Origin of the sequence: Geodermatophilus normandii, from assembly GCF_003182485.1 — a bacterium.
In the GTDB taxonomy this organism is placed as follows: domain Bacteria; phylum Actinomycetota; class Actinomycetes; order Mycobacteriales; family Geodermatophilaceae; genus Geodermatophilus; species Geodermatophilus normandii.
In genome coordinates, this window is sequence record NZ_QGTX01000001.1 from 2509168 (window position 1) to 2526149 (window position 16982).

Consider the following 16982-nt stretch of genomic DNA (forward strand, 5'->3'; position numbering starts at 1 on the left):
CACGGGCCCGGCGGTCGTGGCAGGGTGGGCCCCAGGGGGACCACTCAGCCGCGGGTGGTTGCAGCGGCCACCGACGGAGGTCGCCGTGCGGTACCTGTTCCGCCCGCCGGGCACGGACGGCGCGAGCCTGCTCGCCCTGCCCTGGCACCAGCCGCTCGAGGAGTGGGACCCGGACCTGCTGCTCGAGGTGCCCCAGCGCGGCATCTCGCGGCACGTCGTGCGGTTCGTCGCCGAGCAGGGCAGGGTCTTCGCGCTCAAGGAGATCGCCGAGTCGCTGGCCCGGCACGAGTACGCGCTGCTGGGCGAGTTCGAGGCGGAGGGCCTCCCGGCGGTCTCGGTCCTGGGCATCTGCGTCGACCGGCCCGGCGGGCAGGACGCCATCCTGGTCACCCGCTACCTCGAGTACTCGATGTCCTACCGCTACCTGTTCTCGCGGCCGAGCGCCCGGCAGTCGGTGGACCAGCTCATGGACACCCTGGTCGTGCTGCTCGTGCGGCTGCACCTGGCCGGGGTGTTCTGGGGTGACTGCTCGCTGTCGAACACCCTCTTCCGCCTCGACGCCGGCGCGCTGGCCGCCCACCTGGTGGACGCCGAGACCGCCGAGCGGCACCCGACGCTGAGCCGGGGCCAGCGGCACTACGACCTGGACCTCGCCCGCGAGCGCGTGGGCGCCGAGCTGCTCGACCTGCAGTTCGGGGACCTGCTGCCCGAGGGCGTCGACCCCATCGAGGTGGCCGACAGCCTGCCGGTGCGCTACGCGCGGCTGTGGGAGGAGGTCACCCGCGAGGAGCTCTTCCGCGCCGACGAGCAGCGCTACCGGGTGGCCGAGCGGCTGCGGCGGCTCAACGACCTCGGCTTCGACGTCGGCGAGGTCGAGCTGGTGACCTCCGACGAGGGCGCCCGCCTGCGGGTCGAGACCCGGGTGTCCTCGCCCGGCCAGCACCGCCGGGAGCTCATGCGGCTCACCGGCCTGGAGGTGCAGGAGAACCAGGCGCGGCGGCTGCTCAACGACCTGCGCACCTTCCGGGCCTGGATGGAGCAGAAGACGGGTGCGCCGGTCTCCGAGGCGGTGGCCGGCGCGCGCTGGCTGGCCGAGGTCTACCAGCCGGTCATCGACGCCATCCCGCCGGAGCTGGCCGGCCGGCTCGCGCCGGCCGAGGTGTTCCACGAGGTGCTCGAGCACCGGTGGTTCCTGTCGGAGCGGGAGGGCCGCGACGTCGGGACGACCCAGGCGGCGCGGTCGTACTTCAGCACCGTCCTGCCGAGCACCCCGCCGGAGCTCACCACACCCTCGGTGATCGCCAGGCGTCCCTGAGCGGACCGCGCGCCGGACCGTCGGTCACGGCCGGGACACACCCGGGTTGCGGACACCTGTGAGGTGGGCCACGGTACGGATCGCGGTGATCGTCGGTGCTCGCCGAAACGGAGGCGATAGGTCTTGTCCATCGCAACAGAAGGACCCCCCGAGGGAGCCGGAGGACGTCCTCCGCGACGGGCCCGGCGGAGACGGTCACGGCGTGCTGTCGGGGGCGCGGCCACCGCGTTCGTCGTGGCGTCCACGCTGGCCGCCTGCGGCGGCGGCGGATCGGACTCCGCCACCCCGGTGCTGAACTGGTACATCAACCCCGACTCGGGCGGGCAGGCGGCCATCGCCGAACGCTGCTCGGAGGAGTCGGGTGGTGCGTACACGATCCAGGTGTCCCAGCTGCCGCGTGAGTCGTCCGCCCAGCGGGAGCAGCTGGTGCGCCGCCTGGCGGCCGAGGACTCCTCGATCGACATCATGAGCCTCGACGTGGTGTTCCCCCCGGAGCTGGCCCAGGCGGGTTTCCTCGCGCCCGTGCCCGAGGACATCGCGCAGGAGGTCAGCGAGGGCGTGCTCGAGGGCGCGCTCCAGTCGGCGACCTGGGAAGACGAGCTGGTCACCATCCCCTTCTGGGCCAACACCCAGCTGCTCTGGTACCGCAAGTCGGTGGCCGAGGCCGCCGGGCTCGACATGACCCAGCCGGTCACGTGGGACCAGCTCGTGGAGGCCGCCGAGAGCCAGGGCGTGCTGCTGAGCGCGCAGGGCAGGCGTGCCGAGTCGCTCATGGTGTGGTTCAACGCGCTGATCGAGTCGGCCGGCGGGTCCATCATCGAGGAGAACTCCGACAACCCGGAGGACGTCCAGTGGGGGCTGTCCTCGCCGGAGTCCGACCGTGCCGCTGAGGTGATGGCCACCGTCGCCAACTCCAGCGCCGTGGGTGCGGGCTTCACGACGTCCAGCGAGGACACCAGCGCGACGGAGTTCGAGAGCGACGCCGGCGGGTTCATGGTCAACTGGCCGTTCGTCTACGCCCGGGCGCAGGCGGCCGTGGAGGCCGGCACCCTGGACGCGTCCGTGCCCGAGGACTACGGATGGGCGCTGTACCCCCGTGTCGACGCGGACTCGCCGGCTGCGCCCCCGCTGGGCGGGATCGACCTCGGGGTCTCCGCCTTCAGTGCGCACCCCGACCTCGCCTACGACGCGACCGCCTGCATCGTCAGCGACGAGAACCAGGCCGAGTACATGATCACCAACGGCAACCCGGCCTCCTCGGCAGCCGTCTACGACGACCCGGAGGTCCAGGAGGCCTACCCCATGGCCGACACCATCCGGGAGTCGCTGGAGGCGGCGGCCTCTCGTCCGCAGACCCCCTACTACAGCGAGGTCCTCGGGTCCCTCCTCCGCGAGTACCACCCGCCGGGCGCGGTGGACGACCAGACCGGTGAGCGGGCTCAGGAACTCATGCAGGCCGTCCTGTCAGGAGAGCAGCTGCTATGAGCCAGACGACGCTCCCCCCGGTCGAGAAGACGCAACCGGTCTCCGCCCCGGGCGGAACCATCTCCGACCGGTCCAAGGCGGAACGCAAGCTCGGCTGGATGCTGGCCGGCCCGGCGTTCCTCGTGATGCTCCTCGTCACCGCCTACCCGATCCTGCAGGCGGTCTACTACTCGCTGTTCAACTACCGGCTGACCGACCCGGAGAACCGGTCGTTCAACGGGCTGTCGAACTACTGGGTGATCCTCACCGACCAGCTGTGGTGGACGTCGGTGGCCATCACGCTGCTGATCACGGTCGTCACCGTCGCCGTGGAGCTGGTCCTCGGGTTCGCCCTGGCGCTGGTCATGGCCAAGGCGCTCTCGTCGATCCGTCCGGTCGTCCGGGCCTCGATCCTGATCCCGTACGCCGTCATCACGGTCGTGTCCGCCTTCGCCTGGCAGTTCGCCTTCCGGATCGACACCGGCTTCGTGAACAACTGGTTCACCTGGCTGCCGGGGGTCAGCGACACCACCGACTGGTTCGGTGGCACCGGCACCTCGCTGTTCGTCATCTGCCTGGCCGAGATCTGGAAGACCACGCCGTTCATCTCGCTGCTCCTGCTCGCCGGCCTGGCGCAGGTGCCCGAGGTGCTGCAGGAGGCGGCGAAGGTCGACGGCGCCACGCGGTGGCAGCGGATGTGGAAGGTGACCATCCCGAACATGAAGGCCGCGATCATGGTGGCCCTGCTGTTCCGGACCCTCGACGCTTTCCGCGTCTTCGACAGCATCTACATCATGACCGCGGGGGCCAACAACACCGAGTCGGTGTCCTTCCTCGCGTACCGGCAGACGATCGCGCGGGTGGAGATCGGCCTCGGGTCGGCGGTGTCGGTCCTGCTGTTCCTGGCCGTCGTGCTGATCGCCTTCCTGTTCATCAAGGGCTTCAAGATCGACCTCGCACAGGCGAGAGGAGAGCGCTGATGTCGACGAGGTCGAAGGTCTGGTGGGTGGTCGGGGGCGTCCTGATCATCATCTACTGCCTGTTCCCGATCGCCTGGATCATCTCGCTGTCGCTCAAGGCGCCGTCGGACATCGCCAACGGCCAGTTCCTGCCGAGCGACCCGTCGTGGACGAACTACTCGACGGTCCTGACCGGCGCGGCGAGTGACCTGTTCCTGCCGGCGCTGCGCAACAGCTTCGGGATCTGCCTGATCGCCACCGCGATCTCGTGCATCCTGTCGATGTTCGCGGCCTACGCGATCGCCCGGCTGGATTTCCCCGGCAAGAAGCTGATCCTGTCGGTGGCGCTCGGGGTGGCGATCTTCCCGGTGATCTCGATCGTGACGCCGCTGTTCAACCTGTGGCGGCAGATCGGGCTCTACGACACCTGGCCCGGGCTGATCATCCCGTACCTGTCCCTGACGCTGCCGATCTCCATCTGGACGATGTCGGCGTTCTTCCGGGAGATCCCCTGGGAGATGGAGCAGGCCGCGCAGGTCGACGGCGCGACGACGTGGCAGGCCTTCCGCAAGGTCATCGTCCCGCTGGCCGCCCCGGGCGTCTTCACGACGGCGATCATCGCCTTCTTCATCGCCTGGAACGACTTCGCCTACGGCATCTCGCTGACGTCGACGGACGCATCCCGCCCCGTCCCGGCCGCGCTGGGTCTGTTCTCCGGTGCCTCGCAGTTCGAGGACCCGACGGGGGCCATCGCCGCGGCCGCGGTGATCGTCACCATCCCCGTCGTCGTCCTGGTCCTGCTCTTCCAGCGGCGCATCGTCGCCGGCCTCACCAACGGCGCGGTCAAGGGCTGACCCGGCCGTGCTCCCCACTCCGCTCACGTCCAGAGGGGACGAGATCTGATGGCCTCCATCGAGATGCGCAACATCGTCAAGCAGTACGGCGACGGCTACCCGGCCGTCAACGACGTCAGCCTCGACATCGCCGACGGCGAGTTCATGATCCTGGTCGGCCCGTCCGGCTGCGGGAAGTCCACCCTGCTGCGGATGATCGTCGGGCTGGAGGACATCACCAGCGGCGACATGGTCATCGGCGGCAAGCGGGTCAACGACCTCGCCCCGCGCGAGCGCAACCTGTCGATGGTCTTCCAGAACTACGCGCTCTACCCGCACATGACGGTGTTCGAGAACATCGCCTTCCCGCTGCGGCTGTCCAAGACGCCCGACGACGAGGTCCGCCGCCGCGTCATGGAAGCCTCCGACGTCCTCGAGCTCAAGGAGCACCTGGAGCGCAAGCCGGCCAACCTCTCCGGTGGCCAGCGCCAGCGGGTGGCCATGGGCCGGGCGATCGTGCGGCAGGCCGAGGCGTTCCTCTTCGACGAGCCGCTGTCCAACCTCGACGCCAAGCTGCGCGGACAGATGCGCACCGAGATCTCCCGCCTGCAGCGCCGGCTCGGCATCACCACCGTCTACGTCACCCACGACCAGACCGAGGCGATGACCCTCGGCGACCGGGTCTGCGTCCTGCGCAAGGGCAAGATCCAGCAGGTCGCCTCGCCGCGCGAGCTGTACGAGCAGCCGGTCAACCTGTTCGTCGCCGGGTTCATCGGCTCGCCGCCGATGAACTTCCTGCCCGCCACGCTGGAGGGCACCACCCTGCAGACGCCGTTCGGGCCGGTCACCCTCGACGAGCAGCGGGCCGCGGCCGTCCGCGGCCGGGACCTGCTGCTGGTGGGCATCCGCCCGGAGTACTTCGAGGACGCGTCGCTGGTCGACGAGGCCAAGCGGCCGGTCGGGTCGGTGTTCCGCGCCCGGGTCGACGTCACCGAGTGGCTCGGGGACTCGCAGTACGCCTACATCCCCTACGAGGCGCCGGAGGCGATCACCGCCCAGCTGCGCGACCTGTCCCGGGAGCTGGACTCCGAGGAGCTGCGCACCCAGGCGATCGTGTCCATCGACTCCACGAGCCGGATCCGCGAGGGCCGGGAGGCGGAGTTCTGGCTCGACAGCCGGAAGATCCACGTCTTCGACCCGCAGACCGGCGAGAACCTCACCCGTGACGCGGAGGCCGGCGCCCGGCTGACGCAGATGGCCACCGAGGACCGGGTGGAGCAGGTCGAGCACGCGCAGGCCACCGGGCAGACCGTCGGCTCCAGCATGATGGGCGGCTCGTCCGGGACGTCCGGACCGTCCGGGGCGCACCGCTCCGGCGCCGCGTAAGGGCTCCGTCCGTGGACCACCGCCGTCCGTGGTGGCGGACGGCGGTGGTCTACGAGGTCTACCTGCGCAGCTTCGCCGACGGCACGGGGGACGGGCTCGGCGACGTCCCCGGCCTGCGCAGCCGGCTGCCGTACCTGGCCGACCTGGGTGTCGACGCGCTGTGGGTCACGCCCTGGTACCCCTCGCCGATGGCCGACGGCGGCTACGACGTCGTCGACCACCGCGACGTCGACCCGCGCTTCGGGACCCTCGCCGACGTCGACGCGCTCCTGGTCGACGCCCACGCGCTGGGGCTGCGCGTCGTGGTCGACCTGGTCGCCAACCACACCTCGGCCGAGCACCCGTGGTTCCGGGCGGCACTGGCCGCGGGCCCCGGGGCGCCCGAGCGGTCGCGGTACTTCTTCCGCGACGGTCGGGCGGGCGGCAGCGCGCCGCCCAACGACTGGATCAGCGCCTTCGGCGGCCCGGCCTGGACGCGGGTGACCGGACCCGGCGGCCCGGAGCAGTGGTACCTGCACCTGTTCGCCCCGGAGCAGCCCGACCTGGACTGGACCTCCCCGGAGGTGCGGGAGGAGTTCGACGGGATCGTGCGCTCCTGGCTCGACCGCGGGGTCGACGGGATCCGCGTCGACGCCGCCCCGGCCCTGGCGAAGATCCCCGGCCTGCCCGACGCGGGGCACCCGCCCGGTGCCTCGTTCGCGAGCAGCGAGTGGGTCGGCAACCCGCACTGGGACGTCGACGAGGTGCACGAGGTCTTCCGGCGCTGGCGCCGGATCGGCGACAGCTACGACGGCGACCGGCTGTTCGTCTCCGAGGCCGTCGTCAACGGCCCGGAACGGCTGGCCCGCTACGTCCGCCCCGACGAGCTGCACACCACCTTCAACTTCGACTACCTCAAGGCCCCGTGGGACGCGCGGGCGCTGCGGAGGGTGGTCGACGGGACGCTGGCCGCGCTGGCCCCGGTCGGTGCCCCGGCCACCTGGGTGCTGTCCAGCCACGACGAGACCCGGCACGTCACCCGGTTCGGCCGGGCGCACAGCGGCGCCGCGGTCATGGGGTTCGACGACGCCGCGCCGGCCGACCTCGCCCTGGGACTGCGCCGCGCCCGCGCCGCTGCACTGCTCACGCTGGCGCTGCCGGGCGGGGCCTACCTGTACCAGGGGGAGGAGCTCGGCCTGCCCGAGGTCGAGGACCTGCCCGCCGACGCGCTGCAGGACCCGACGTGGGAGCGGTCCGGGCACACGGCACGCGGGCGGGACGGCTGCCGCGTGCCGCTGCCGTGGTCCGGGAACGCGCCGCCGTTCGGGTTCGCCCCGGACGGCGTGACGCCGTGGCTGCCGCAGCCCGCGTCGTGGGCGTCGCTGACCGCGGCGGCGCAGGACGCGGACCCGGCGTCGACGCTGTCGCTGTACCGGGCCGCGCTGCGGCTGCGCCGGCAGCTGCTGTCGGAGGAGCCGCTCAGCTGGCTCGACCTGGGCGGGGACGTCCTGGCCTTCGACCGGGGTGCGGCGCTGCGCTGCGTCGTCAACCTGTCCGCCCGGCCGGTCCCGCTGGCCGGGCTGGGGCGGCCGCTGCTCACCAGCGAGGCGGCCGGGGACGCGCTGGCGCCGGACGCCGCCGCCTGGCTGGCGCCCGGCTAGCCCCGCTGCTGCTTGGCGGCGGCCAGGTCGGCGGCGGTCGGCGGGTCCGCGCCCACCCGGGTGCAGTTGAGCGCGGCGACGAGCGCGGCGTCGTCGACCACGGCGAGCAGGTCGCCGTCGGAGAGGGCCTCCAGCGCGGCGCGGGTGGTGACCCCGGCGGCGAGCAACCCCGCGAACAGGCCGGCGGCGAGCGAGTCACCGGCGCCGACGGTGTCGGCCACGGTCACCCGCGGCGGCTCCCGGTGCAGCAGGGGACGGCCGGGACGGGCGATCCGCAGCGGCGCCCCGCCGTCGGTGAGCAGCACCAGCGCCGGCCCGCGCGCGGCCCAGCGCCGGGCGGCGCCGTCGAGGTCGGCGGTGTCCGGTTCGAGCCAGGCGAGGTCCTCGGCACTGACCTTGACGAGGTCGGCGACGGCGACCAGCCGGTCCAGCCGGCTGCGCACCCCGTCGGGGTCGTTCCCGAGCGCGGCACCGACCGGGCCCCCGGCGAGCATGGGGCGCAGGTTGGGGTCGACGCTCACCAGCGCCGTGCCGGCCAGCCGCTCGGCCAGCCGCGCGATCGCGTCACTGCCCGGCGGGGTCCACGAGGAGATCGAGCCGACGTGCAGCACCGCCGTGGCGGGAGGCAGCACGGCGGCCAGCTCCTCGTCGGTCCACTGCCAGTCGGCGGCGCCCTGGACGTGGAAGCCGTAGTCCGGCGACCCGTCCGGCCCCAGCCCCACGACGGCGAGGCTCACCGGCTCGGTCGCCGGCACGAAGCCGCGGGTGTCGACGCCGGAGAGCTCGGCGTGCCGCCGCAGTGCCGAGGCGAGCGGGCCGCTGCCCAGGCGGGCGAGCAGCGCCACCGGGGCGCCCAGCCGGCCGGCGGCGACGGCGACGTTGAGCGCGTTGCCGCCCGGCCGCGCGACGTACTGCGGCGCGGTGCCCTCCGGCCCGGCGTCGGCACCGGGGACGGGGAGCAGGTCGACGACGAGCTCGCCGAGGACGGTGAGCGTGGGGACGGCGCTGTCCATCGGACGACCCTAGCCCGGACGGCCGGGGCGCTCCGGGCATCCCCGGACGGGGGACGCCGGGCGGACGGGGGACGTCCCTGTTGGCCGGGACACCGGTCCTGCTGGGACGATGGCGGGGAGGACCGCCGCCGGGAGGTGGTGGTCGGTCGGCCAGGATGCGGCGCGGGACGCGCGCCGGAGCAGGAGGAGCCACCATGCCCAACCCGATCGTCAAGCTCTGGCGGTACCTGACCGCGTCGGCCAACGCGCAGATCGACCAGCGGGCGGACCCGAAGATCCAGATCCAGCAGGCGATCGAGGCCGAGCAGCAGCGGCACCAGGCGCTGGCCAACCAGGCCGCCGCGGTCCTCGGCAACCAGCGGCAGCTGGAGATGCGGCTCAACCGGCAGCTCGGCGAGGTGGAGAAGCTGCAGGCCTCCGCCCGCCAGGCGCTGGTGCTCTCCGACCAGTCCCGCGGCCGGGGCGACGCGGCCAAGGCCGCCGAGTACGAGCAGGCCGCGCAGGCCTTCGCCACCCAGCTGGTGGCCGCCGAGCAGGCTATGGAGGACCTCAAGCGCAGTCACGACGAGGCGCTGCAGGCCGCCGAGCAGGCGCGCGGTGCCGTCGAGCAGAGCCGGATGCGGCTGCAGACCACGCTGGCCGAGCGCACCAAGCTGATGAGCCAGCTCGAGCAGGCCAAGATGCAGGAGCACGTGGCCGCCTCGATGCGCCAGGTCAACGAGCTGTCGGCGCCGGGCAACACGCCGAGCCTGGCGGAGGTCCGCGACAAGATCGAGGCGCGCTACGCCAACGCCCTCGGACAGGCCGAGCTCGCCCAGACCTCGGTCGAGGGCCGCATGCTCGAGGTGCAGAAGGCGACCCTCGACGTCGCCGGTGCCTCCCGGCTGGAGCAGATCCGCGCCGGCATGGGCGGGCAGACCGCCGTCGAGGGGGGCACCGGTGCCGCCGGCGCGATCGGCCCGGGGACGTCGTCGCCGTCGTTCGAGAAGACCGAGCAGGCGGCGCACCGCCCCGAGAACGCCTGACCCCTCACCGCGGGCCCGGTTCCCACGGGGACCGGGCCCGCGGTGTCTCAGTGGCGGTGTCTCAGTGGCGGTGTCTCAGGTGGCGCTGGTCAGCGGCTGCGGGTGGTCGGGCTCGCCCGTGCGGGCCAGCGGGTCGACGGGCGCGTCGGTGGCCTGGCAGGTCGGGCACCAGTAGGTGATCCGCTCCTGCAGGTCCGGGCCCTGGTCGCCGCGCAGGATCGGGGTGCTGCACCGGTAGCAGGGCTTGTCCTTGCGGCCGTAGACCCAGTGGTCGCGTCCGCGGCGCAGGTCACCGGTGGTGCTCTGCTCGGGGCGGTCGCGGTTGGCCAGCATGAGCGCGCGGGTCCGCTCGACCAGCCCGGGGAGGTCCTCGACGTCGGCCACCCGCATCCACGGGTGCACGCGGCAGACGAACAACCCCTCGACCTTGTAGAGGTTGCCCGGTCCGCACAGGTTGCGCTGGTCGAGGATCGCGACGCCGATCTGCTCGTCGGGGTGCGACCGCAGCCGGCGCAGCGCCTCGTCGAGGTCCCAGTCCGGGCCGAGGACGTCGGGACCGAGGTGGCCGACGACGGAACCCTCGTCCTCGGTGCGGACCATCGCGACGTCGTGCAGCCGGTAGCCGACGCAGTCCCACTGGTCGGTCGCGAGGATCGCCCGGATCGAGAACGCCGGCCCGCCGCGCCACCGGGTGCCCGTGCGGTAGATGTGCCAGCTGCCGTCCATCCGGTAGTGGGTGCGCAGCGTCCAGCCGTCGGTGAACCGGGTGAGCATGTGCTTGCCGCGGGGGACGACCTCGCCGACCGTGCGGCCCCGGAGGTCGGTCGCGGCCAGCTGCGGCACCCGGAGCTCGCCGCGGCGCAGCGTCTGGCCGGCCAGCGCGGTGTTCATCCGCTTGGCCGCCAGCCAGACGGTGTCTCCCTCGGGCACGTCCCCATTGTCCTCGGTGACCGTGTCCACGGCCCCCTGGCCGGGTCCGCCGCGAGCACGCGAACGGTGGGGGGCAGGGGTCCTCCGACTGCTCGGAGGCGAGGGACGTCACGCCCGGGGGCGGGAAGCACGCCGGGCGCCGCGGCGCTGCAGGACCCGTGCAGCGCCGTCCCGCCTCCGCCAGCACCACCCCCGCGCACCTGACCGCGGCCGGTGAGCCGGTGACCGTGACCGTCGCCCGCGACGTGCGGCCCGAGCAGCGCGAGGCGTTCGAGCGCTGGGCCGACGAGATCCTCGGTCTGGCCGCCGGCTTCGCGGGCAACCTGGGCACGAGCCTGCTGCGGCCGGGCCCCGGGTCGACCCGCTACCACCTGGTCTACCGCTTCGCCGACGGCGAGTCGCTGGCCCGCTGGGAGCGCTCGACCGAGCGGCAGGAGGCACTGTCACGCGTCGAGCACCTCTCCGACGGCGCCGACTACGCCCGCGTCGCCGGGCTGGACAGCTTCTTCACCGCACTGACCCCGCCGCGGCCGGGTCCACGCTGGCGGCTGACCGTGCTGACGATCGCCGTCGTCTTCGCGATCACGCTGGCCTTCCAGCTGCTCGTGGCCCCGCACGTGGCGTCCTGGCCGCTGCCGGCCCGGCTGCTGCTGTCGGCGACGATCGTCGTGGTGCTGCTCGGGCAGGTCGTCATGCCGCGGCTGTCGCGCTGGCTCGCGCCCTGGCTGCGCGGCCGGCGCTGAGGCCCCCGACCCGGAGCCGGGCCGCGGTGCGCCTGCGGGCCCCCCGCGAGGAGCGGACGGCCCGCGGCCGCTGACTCAGTCCAGCGGGCGGACGCCGCTGGCGCTGGTGCCGCGCGCGCCGGAGGTGCGGGTGAAGGCGACCCGCTGGCCCTCCTCGAGCTCGCGGAACCCGCCGTCGTCGGCGATCTCGGAGAAGTGCACGAAGACGTCGTCGCCGCCGTCGTCGGGGGTGATGAACCCGAAGCCCTTGTCCGCGTTGAACCACTGCACGGTGCCCTGGGCGTCACCGCCGGCGTCCCCGCCGGAGTCCCCGCGGGGCGCGCGGGCGGGGCGCTGGTCGCGGCCGCCACGGTCGTCGCGCCGGTCGTCGCGCCGGTCGTCACGGCGCTCGCGGGGGGCGGGGCGGTCGGCGCCGCGGCGCGGCAGCGAGGGCAGCAGGCGCACCGCGTCCGCCTGCAGCCCGCGCGGACCCTCCACCAGCTCGAACTCGACCCGGTCGCCCTCCTCGAGGTCGCCGCCGCGGGTCACCGCGGAGACGTGCACGAAGACGTCCTCGGGGACGATGAAGCCGAAGCCGCGGTCGGCGTCGTAGCGGGCCACGGTGCCCTGCACGACCAGGCCGCGCGGAGCGCGCGCGCCCCGGCTCCGGTCGTCGCGCCCGCCCCGGTCGTCCCGCCCGCCGCGGTCGTCGCGGCCGCCCCGCGGGGCGCCGCCCACCGGGCGCACCCGGTCGGCCTGCGGGCCGCGCGGGCCCTCGGTGGCGTCGAAGTCGACGCTCTGGCCCTCCTGGAGGGTCCGGAAGCCACCGGTGTCCTCGATGGCCGAGAAGTGCACGAAGACGTCGTCCCCGCCGTCCTGGGGCTCGATGAACCCGAAGCCCTTGTCCGCGTCGAACCAGCGGACCGTTCCGGCTGCCATGTCAGTTCCCTCAATCCCTCGTCACTGCGACGTTCCACGGTACGCGGGACCCCGGCGCCCCCGGCCGGTCGGCCGCAGGGGCTCATCCCCGCAGGCGCAGCCCGCGCGGGGTGGCGGCGAAGCCGGCCGCCTGCAGCGCGGACGACAGCGGGGTGTCCTCGTGCACCGAGGCGCCGTCGGCCTTCTGCACCACCATCCGGCCCAGTGCCCCCGCGGCGACGGCGCCCGACAGCGCGGTGGCCGCCTCCTTGAGCGTGGTCTCGTCCTCGGTCCACGACAGCAGCGACTTGCCGCCGCGCTCGACGTAGAGCACCAGCTCGCCGTCGACCAGCACCACCAGGGCACCGGCCTTGCGCCCGGCGCGGTGACCGGTGGCCCGCCGGCTCCCGGTGCCCTCGCCGACGTCGACGGCCACCTGCGCTGCCGACGACCCCGCGGGGTCGCCGTCGCCGGCGCCGCCGCGGTCGGGCCAGGGGAGGGCGGCGCCGTAGACGTTGGCCGGGTCGGTGGCCGCGAGCACCACCGCGCCCTCGGGCGCCCGGTCGGGGGTGGCGAAGGCGCGCAGCCGGTCGACCGAGCCGACCGTGCCGAACTGCGCGGCGCCCAGCGTCTCGACGAAGTAGCCCCGGCGCGCCCGGTTGTTCTCCTCGAACGCCCGCAGCACCGGGTAGACGGCGGAGAAGCCACCGGGCACCTGCTCGGCCATGACCGCGCCGCGGGTGAGCACGCCGTGCCGCTCCAGCAGGGCCTCGGCGCGCGCGGTGGTGCGCCGGGTCGGGTTGGCCTCGCGCTCGGGCAGCCGGGACCAGCGGCCGGCCACCGTGGGCGGGCCGGTGCGGGTGGGCATCGCCGGGCGCCCGAGCCGGGCGCGCCCGTAGCGCGGACGGTCGACGCGGGCCCGCGGCGGCGCCGGTGCCCGCTTGTGCGTGCCGCCGCCGGCCAGCCGCGTCCGCAGCGGGGCGAGCGTGTCGTTGGTGAGCAGGCCGGCCCACACCAGGTCCCAGACGACGTCGGCCAGCGCGGCGTCGTCGGTGGCGCCCACGAGGTCGGACAGCCCGCGGAAGAACACCGCCTGCCCGGCGCCGAGCTGCTCGAGCACGGCGAACGCGACGCCGCCCTCCTCCGGCAGCTCGACCGGGTCGGGCAGCAGCAGCGGCGCGAGGTCGGCGGGCACCAGGCTCACCCAGCCGTCGCCTCCGGGCAGCCCGCCGGCGCCGGCCCACAGCACCTCGCCGGCGCTGGTCAGCTCGTCGAGCATCGCGGGGCGGTAGTCGCGCACCCGGGAGGGCAGCACCAGCGACTCCAGGGCGCTGGCGGGCACCAGCGCGCCGGCGAGCTGTTCCACGACCGCCAGGACGCCGTCGACCCCGCGCATCCGGCTGCCCACCGACTGCCAGGACGGGGTGAACCGGGCCAGCGTGCCGATCGGGACCGGCTCGACCTCCTGCCGCAGCCTGGCCAGGCTGCGGCGGCGGACCGACCGCAGCACCTCGGCGTCGCACCACTCCTGGCCGGTGCCGCCGGGACGGAACTCCCCGGTGACCAGCCGGCCGGTGCCCACCAGCCGCTGCAGCGTCGAGGTGACGACGGCGACGCCGAGGCCGAGCCGTGCGGCGACCTCGCCCGGCTGGAAGGGGCCGTGCGTGCGGGCGTAGCGGCCGACCAGGTCGCCCAGCGGATCGGCGACCGGCTCGGTGAACGCCTCGGGCACCCCGACCGGCAGGGCGGTGCCGAGGGCGTCGCGCAGCCGGCCGGCGTCCTCGATGGCGACGTGGCGCTCCTCGCCGGCGATCCGCACGACGATGGCCCGCCGGGAGGCGACCAGCTCCTCGAGCCAGGCCGCCGGCACGCCGCGCAGCGCCGCCTCGGCGGGGGTGAGGTCACCCAGGCCGCGCAGCAGGTCCGAGGCGCCGTCGACGTCGCGGGGGTGCCGCTCGGCCGGCAGCCGCTGCAGCTCCCGCTCGACCTCGCCGAGCGCCTCGGCGTCGAGCAGCTCGCGCAGCTCCGAGCGGCCGAGCAGCTCGGCGAGCAGCCCGGTGTCCAGTGCGAGCGCCTGCGCCCGCCGCTCGGCCAGCGGGGCGTCGCCCTCGTAGAGGAACTGGCCGACGTAGCCGAACAGCAGCGACTGGGCGAACGGCGAGGCGGCCTGGGTCTGCACGTCGACCACGCGCACGCGGCGGGAGCGCACGTCGCGCATCAGCTCGACCAGGCCGGGGACGTCGTACACGTCCTGCAGCACCTCGCGCGCGGCCTCGAGCGTGATGGGGAACGCGGAGAAGTCGCTGGCCACGCTGAGCAGCTGGGCGGCGCGCTGGCGCTGCTGCCACAGCGGCGTGCGGCGGCGCGGGTCGCGGCGGGGGAGCAGCAGCGCGCGGGCGGCGCACTCGCGGAACCGGCTGGCGAACAGCGCGGAGCTGCCGACCTCGGCGGTCACCTCGCGCTCGACGTCGTCGGGGTCGAGGACGGCGAGGTCGGCCTCGGGCGGCTCGCCGGTCGTGTCGGGCAGCCGCAGCACGATGCCGTCGTCGGAGTGCATCGAGGCGACGTCGACGCCGTGGCGCTCGCGCAGCCGCGCGGCGAGGACCAGCGCCCACGGGGCGTTGACCTGCGCGCCGAAGGGGGAGTGCACGACCAGCCGCCAGTCGCCGAGCTCGTCGCGGAACCGCTCGACCAGCAGCGTCCGGTCGTCGGGGAGGTGGCCGGTGGCCGCCTTCTGCTCAGCGAGGTAGGCGAGCAGGTTGGCCGCGCCCCAGTCGTCGAGCCCGGCGGCCTGCGCGCGCTCGCGCCCCTTCTCCGGCGTCGCGGAGCCGACCTCGCGCAGGAAGGCGCCGAGCGCCCGGCCCAGCTCCAGCGGCCGGCCCGGGGCGTCGCCGTGCCAGAAGGGCATCTTCCCGGGCTGGCCGGGAGCGGGGGAGACCAGCACGCGGTCGTGGGTGATCTCCTCGATCCGCCACGACGACGACCCGAGCAGGAAGACGTCGCCCACCCGCGACTCGTAGACCATCTCCTCGTCGAGCTCGCCGACCCGGCGCCCGCCCGCTCCCTCGCCGCCGACGAGGAAGACGCCGAACAGCCCGCGGTCGGGGATGGTGCCGCCGCTGGTGACCGCCAGCCGTTGGGCGCCGCTGCGGGCGGTGAGGGTGTCGGTGACGCGGTCCCAGGTCAGCCGCGGCCGCAGCTCGGCGAACGCGTCGGAGGGGTAGCGGCCGGCGAGCATGTCGAGGACGGCGTGCAGCGCGGAGTCGGGCAGGCCGGAGAACGGCGCCGACCGGCGGACCAGCGCGCCGACCTCCTCGACCGTGCGCGGGCCCTCGGAGACGATCGCCACGATCTGCTGGGCGAGCACGTCGAGCGGGTTGCGCAGGTAGCGGATGGACTCGATGGCGCCGGCCTTCATCCGCTCGGCCACCAGCGCGCACTGCACGAGGTCGCCGCGGTACTTGGGGAACAGCACGCCGCGGCTGACGGCGCCCACCTGGTGCCCGGCGCGGCCGACCCGCTGCAGGCCCGCGGCCACGGTGGGCGGCGCCTCGACCTGGACGACGAGGTCGACCGACCCCATGTCGATGCCGAGCTCGAGTGACGACGTCGCCACCACCGCCGGCAGCCGGCCGGACTTCAGCGCCTCCTCGACGACGGCGCGCTGCTCGCGGGAGACCGACCCGTGGTGGGCGGCGGCGACCGGCTGCCACCCCTCGGGCGTGCCCCCGCCGGAGCCGGCCTGGGCCATGAGCGCCGCGGCGTTCGTGCCCGGGGGCACGACCTCGCCGGTGGTGCGCTCGTAGGACATCTCGTTGAGCCGGCTGGTCAGCCGCTCGGCCAGCCGGCGTGAGTTGGCGAACACGATCGTGCTGCGGTGTTCCTCGACCAGGTCGAGCACCCGCTCCTCGACCGCCGGCCAGATCGACGTCCGCGGCTGGTCGCCGGCCGCCGACCCCTCCAGCTCGCCGGTGGGCTGGCCGAGCGCGCTCATGTCCTCGACCGGCACGACGACGGAGAGGTCCCACTGCTTGACCGACGTCGGCTGCACGACCTGCACCGGCCGGCCACCGGCGAGGAAGGTGGCGACCTCCTCGATGGGGCGCACCGTGGCCGACAGGCCGATCCGCTGCGCGGGCCGCTCGAGCAGCTCGTCGAGCCGGTCGAGGGAGACCGCCATGTGCGCGCCGCGCTTGCTGTCGGCGACGGCGTGCACCTCGTCGACGATCACCGTCTCCACGCCGCGCAGCGCCTCCCGCGCGGAGCTGGTCAGCATCAGGAACAGCGACTCGGGGGTGGTGATGAGGATGTCGGTGGGCCGGCGGGTGAACGCCCGCCGCTCGTCGGCCGGGGTGTCGCCGGAGCGGATGCCGACGGTGGTCTCCGGCCGCGGCAGGCCCAGCCGCATCGCCGCCTGCCCGATGCCGGCCAGCGGCGCGCGCAGGTTGCGCTCGACGTCGACGGCCAGGGCCTTGAGCGGGGAGACGTAGAGGACGCGGCAGCGGCGGCTCTCGTCAAGCGGCGGGGTGCTGGCCAGCCGGTCGAGCGACCACAGGAAGGCCGCCAGCGTCTTGCCCGACCCGGTGGGGGCGACGACGAGCGCGTGCTCGCCGCTGCTGATCGCCTGCCAGGCGCCCTCCTGCGCGGCCGTGGGCTCGGCGAAGGCGCCGGTGAACCACGCCCGCGTGGGCGCGGAGAACCGGTCGAGAGCGGGCACGTGTCCAGTGTCCCCGGGGGTACGACAGTCCGCTGGCCTGCGCGTACGCCCAGGGCGGAC

12 protein-coding genes are annotated in these 16982 nt (G+C 74.4%); 8 read left to right on the top strand and 4 right to left on the bottom strand.

What is annotated here, in order from left to right:
• Positions 1–85 precede the first annotated feature (85 nt).
• The 6 genes from JD79_RS12340 to JD79_RS12365 all read left to right on the top strand — a co-directional run bounded on the left by JD79_RS12340 (position 86) and on the right by JD79_RS12365 (position 7597).
• Positions 86–1315: a DUF4032 domain-containing protein gene (locus JD79_RS12340; protein WP_110005751.1), complete on the top strand. Its 1230-nt coding sequence runs from the start codon at positions 86–88 to the stop codon at positions 1313–1315.
• Between the two features lie 234 nt (positions 1316–1549).
• On the top strand, positions 1550–2800 hold the full coding sequence (locus JD79_RS12345) for an extracellular solute-binding protein (protein ID WP_245900053.1): 1251 nt from the start codon (positions 1550–1552) through the stop codon (positions 2798–2800).
• Positions 2797–3759 carry a carbohydrate ABC transporter permease gene (locus JD79_RS12350; protein ID WP_110005752.1) on the top strand — a complete coding sequence of 321 codons (963 nt, stop codon included), beginning with the start codon at positions 2797–2799 and terminating at the stop codon, positions 3757–3759. The genes JD79_RS12345 and JD79_RS12350 overlap by 4 nt, the downstream gene beginning before the upstream one ends.
• Entirely contained in the window at positions 3759–4592 is an 834-nt protein-coding gene (locus JD79_RS12355; protein ID WP_110005753.1) for a carbohydrate ABC transporter permease, read from the top strand. Before JD79_RS12350 ends, JD79_RS12355 begins: the two co-directional genes overlap by 1 nt.
• A 48-nt stretch (positions 4593–4640) precedes the next feature.
• A complete protein-coding gene (locus tag JD79_RS12360; RefSeq protein ID WP_245900054.1) occupies positions 4641–5957 on the top strand; it encodes an ABC transporter ATP-binding protein in 1317 nt (438 codons plus the stop codon).
• A gap of 11 nt (positions 5958–5968) precedes the next feature.
• Positions 5969–7597, top strand: a complete 1629-nt coding sequence (locus tag JD79_RS12365; RefSeq protein ID WP_110005754.1) for a glycoside hydrolase family 13 protein — start codon at positions 5969–5971, stop codon at positions 7595–7597.
• Here JD79_RS12365 and JD79_RS12370 read toward each other — a convergent pair.
• Positions 7594–8610: a carbohydrate kinase family protein gene (locus JD79_RS12370; RefSeq protein WP_110005755.1), complete on the bottom strand. Its 1017-nt coding sequence runs from the start codon at positions 8608–8610 to the stop codon at positions 7594–7596. The two genes, JD79_RS12365 and JD79_RS12370, sit on opposite strands and share 4 nt — an antisense overlap.
• 194 nt (positions 8611–8804) lie before the next feature.
• Here JD79_RS12370 and JD79_RS12375 point away from each other — a divergent pair, with 194 nt between their 5' ends.
• Positions 8805–9635 carry a PspA/IM30 family protein gene (locus tag JD79_RS12375; RefSeq protein WP_110005756.1) on the top strand — a complete coding sequence of 277 codons (831 nt, stop codon included), beginning with the start codon at positions 8805–8807 and terminating at the stop codon, positions 9633–9635.
• 75 nt (positions 9636–9710) lie between these two features.
• On the opposite strand, the gene JD79_RS12380 is transcribed toward JD79_RS12375, so the two are convergent.
• Positions 9711–10565 (bottom strand): DNA-formamidopyrimidine glycosylase family protein, encoded by an 855-nt coding sequence (locus JD79_RS12380; protein ID WP_110005757.1) that lies wholly within the window; start codon positions 10563–10565, stop codon positions 9711–9713.
• 158 nt (positions 10566–10723) lie between these two features.
• On the opposite strand from JD79_RS12380, the gene JD79_RS12385 reads away from it, so the two are divergent.
• Positions 10724–11308 (top strand): antibiotic biosynthesis monooxygenase, encoded by a 585-nt coding sequence (locus JD79_RS12385; protein ID WP_110005758.1) that lies wholly within the window; start codon positions 10724–10726, stop codon positions 11306–11308.
• Positions 11309–11383: 75 nt separating this feature from the next.
• Here the strand turns inward: JD79_RS12385 and JD79_RS24535 are convergent, their stop codons facing one another.
• Positions 11384–12226 carry a cold shock domain-containing protein gene (locus JD79_RS24535; RefSeq protein WP_110005759.1) on the bottom strand — a complete coding sequence of 281 codons (843 nt, stop codon included), beginning with the start codon at positions 12224–12226 and terminating at the stop codon, positions 11384–11386.
• 82 nt (positions 12227–12308) lie between these two features.
• A complete protein-coding gene (locus tag JD79_RS12395) occupies positions 12309–16922 on the bottom strand; it encodes an ATP-dependent helicase (protein WP_110005760.1) in 4614 nt (1537 codons plus the stop codon).
• Between the last annotated feature and the right edge of the window lie 60 nt (positions 16923–16982).